We start from the raw sequence: 1,893 nt of genomic DNA on the forward strand, positions 1-1,893 counted from the left end.
CGGGACTTCATCATGGACAACCTGCGCCGCTCCACCCGCTGCTCCGCCACCGACCACTTCGACCAGCACTTCGGCATCGCCGGGGGACATGGTGTGCTCCTTCTCGTTTCGGGTGAACTGAGAGCACTGCTCTCGTTTTCAAGAATGCACCCGCGCCTCAGCGCTGTCAAGAGCAGTGCTCTCTTTTGTTGATACTGCTCTCGATCATGGGGCAAGATGGACTCATGGTTGGGACTCCCCGTGAGCGGGCGCGCGAACAGACGCTGCAGGACATCACCCGGATCGGACGCGAGCATCTTGCTGCCGTCGGCGCCGCAGCTTTGTCTCTGCGGGCCGTCGCACGTGACCTGGGAGTCGTGTCCTCAGCGGTGTACCGCTACGTCGCCAGTCGCGACGAACTGCTGACCTTGCTGGTGGTGGACGGGTACACGGAACTGGGCTCGGAAGTGGACGCTGCCGTGAATGCCGTTGCAGCAGAAGATTTTCGCGGGCAGTTCGTTGCTCTCGGACGTGCCGTCCAGAGTTGGGCGATCCGGGAACCGGCCCGCTACGGTCTGCTGTTCGGCAGCCCCGTCCCCGGTTACGACGCTCCGGGCGAGCAGACCACCGGTCCTGGCACTCTCGTCGTGACCCGGCTGATCGGGATCATCGACGCCGCACATCGAGCGGGCGCACTCACGGTGCGAGAGGGTCCGGACCTGAGTGACACGTTGGCAATGGACCTCGAGGGAGTGCGGAATGAACTGGGTACCGACCTGCCGCCGGATGCCGCCGTGCGCGCAACTCTCGTCTGGGTATCGCTGTTCGGTTCGGTGAACTTCGAGGTGTTCGGGCAGTACGGAAGCGATACGTTCAGCGACGCGAGCGAGATTTTCGAGCGGCATTTGGCACTACTTGCCGATGTGGCGGGTCTGACCTGAACACGCTTGTGTCTCGTTCCTCCGCGCGCAGTTGTCGGTGAGATGATGTCTTTGTGGCGCACGCAGAAGAACCCGAGGATCGAATGGCCTGGATAGAACCGGAGGTTCGTCCGGGCAGTTTGTTGGTGTCGTCGACCGATCTCACGGAACCTGCATTTCGCCGCACCGTCATCTACATGATCGAGCACAACGACGCCGGGAGCTTGGGCGTCGTCGTCAATCGGCCGAGTGAGACGGCCGTGCAGAACGTGTTGCCGCAGTGGGCGCCGTTGACCGCGCATCCTTCGGCGCTGTACATCGGTGGACCAGTCAAGCGTGACTCGGCGCTTTGCCTGGGAATCGCTCGAAACGGTGCACGGATCGACGGCGTCGCCGGCCTGCGGCGGGTGGACGGCAAGGTAGTCATGGTGGATCTGGACTCGGACCCGGAGGTGATCGCTCCTCTGGTCGAAGGGATCCGCATTTTTGCCGGGTACTCGGGTTGGACTCTGGGGCAGCTGGATTCGGAGCTCGAGCGTGAAGACTGGATGGTGATCAGCTCACTGCCGTCGGATGTGCTGACGCCGCCCCGAGTCGATGTCTGGGCACGGGTGCTACGACGCCAGCCGCTGCCCGTAGCGATGCTGGCCAGTCACCCCATCGAGGTCGAACGGAACTGATCTGTCGGAGGTCGATGATATTCCTGTGTCATCGTTTTCGAGAGAGGTGGCAGTAATGATCGCTGAGCGTCAGATCCAGTGCGCGGATTGTGTTTCGGATGTCGATCACTGCCACGATTCTTTGCTGCGACATGTCGACGGATCGCTCGAATGCACCGGGGTGAACTGTGTCGACCTGGCATCGAGTCGCCATGCGTTGTCCATCGATTGTGCTGAACTGCAGGGCGGTTGTGGCTGCGTCGACGCGACCCGGGACGCGTTGCTCGCTAGCTGACGCTCACCGGATCCCGATTCGCGAAGCGTTGCGCCATGGC

At 62.4% G+C, this 1,893-nt stretch carries 3 protein-coding genes; all 3 read left to right on the top strand.

Going from position 1 to position 1,893, the window contains the following annotated elements; genetic code table 11:
* The first annotated feature begins 224 nt into the window (after positions 1 to 224).
* Genes ABT116_RS43920 through ABT116_RS43930 form a run of 3 tightly spaced genes read left to right on the top strand, consistent with a single transcriptional unit; the run spans position 225 to position 1,853 of the window.
* Positions 225 to 920, top strand: a complete 696-nt coding sequence (locus ABT116_RS43920) for a TetR/AcrR family transcriptional regulator (protein WP_351646434.1) — start codon at positions 225 to 227, stop codon at positions 918 to 920.
* Between the two features lie 53 nt (positions 921 to 973).
* The gene (locus ABT116_RS43925) at positions 974 to 1,579 is read left to right on the top strand and encodes a YqgE/AlgH family protein (RefSeq protein ID WP_124566997.1); all 606 of its coding nucleotides are present in this window, start codon (positions 974 to 976) and stop codon (positions 1,577 to 1,579) included.
* Positions 1,580 to 1,634: 55 nt separating this feature from the next.
* Positions 1,635 to 1,853 (top strand): hypothetical protein, encoded by a 219-nt coding sequence (locus tag ABT116_RS43930; RefSeq protein ID WP_124566998.1) that lies wholly within the window; start codon positions 1,635 to 1,637, stop codon positions 1,851 to 1,853.
* Positions 1,854 to 1,893 lie beyond the last annotated feature (40 nt).

Source organism: Streptomyces sp. NPDC002130 (assembly GCF_040296465.1).
Classification (GTDB): Bacteria; Actinomycetota; Actinomycetes; order Streptomycetales; family Streptomycetaceae; genus Streptomyces.

Bases quoted from the DNA above. Each gene is read 5' to 3' on its own strand.
- ABT116_RS43930 (WP_124566998.1), top strand. From the start codon at position 1,635: ATGATCGCTGAGCGTCAGATCCAGTGCGCGGATTGTGTTTCGGATGTC.
- ABT116_RS43920 (WP_351646434.1), top strand. From the start codon at position 225: ATGGTTGGGACTCCCCGTGAGCGGGCGCGCGAACAGACGCTGCAGGAC.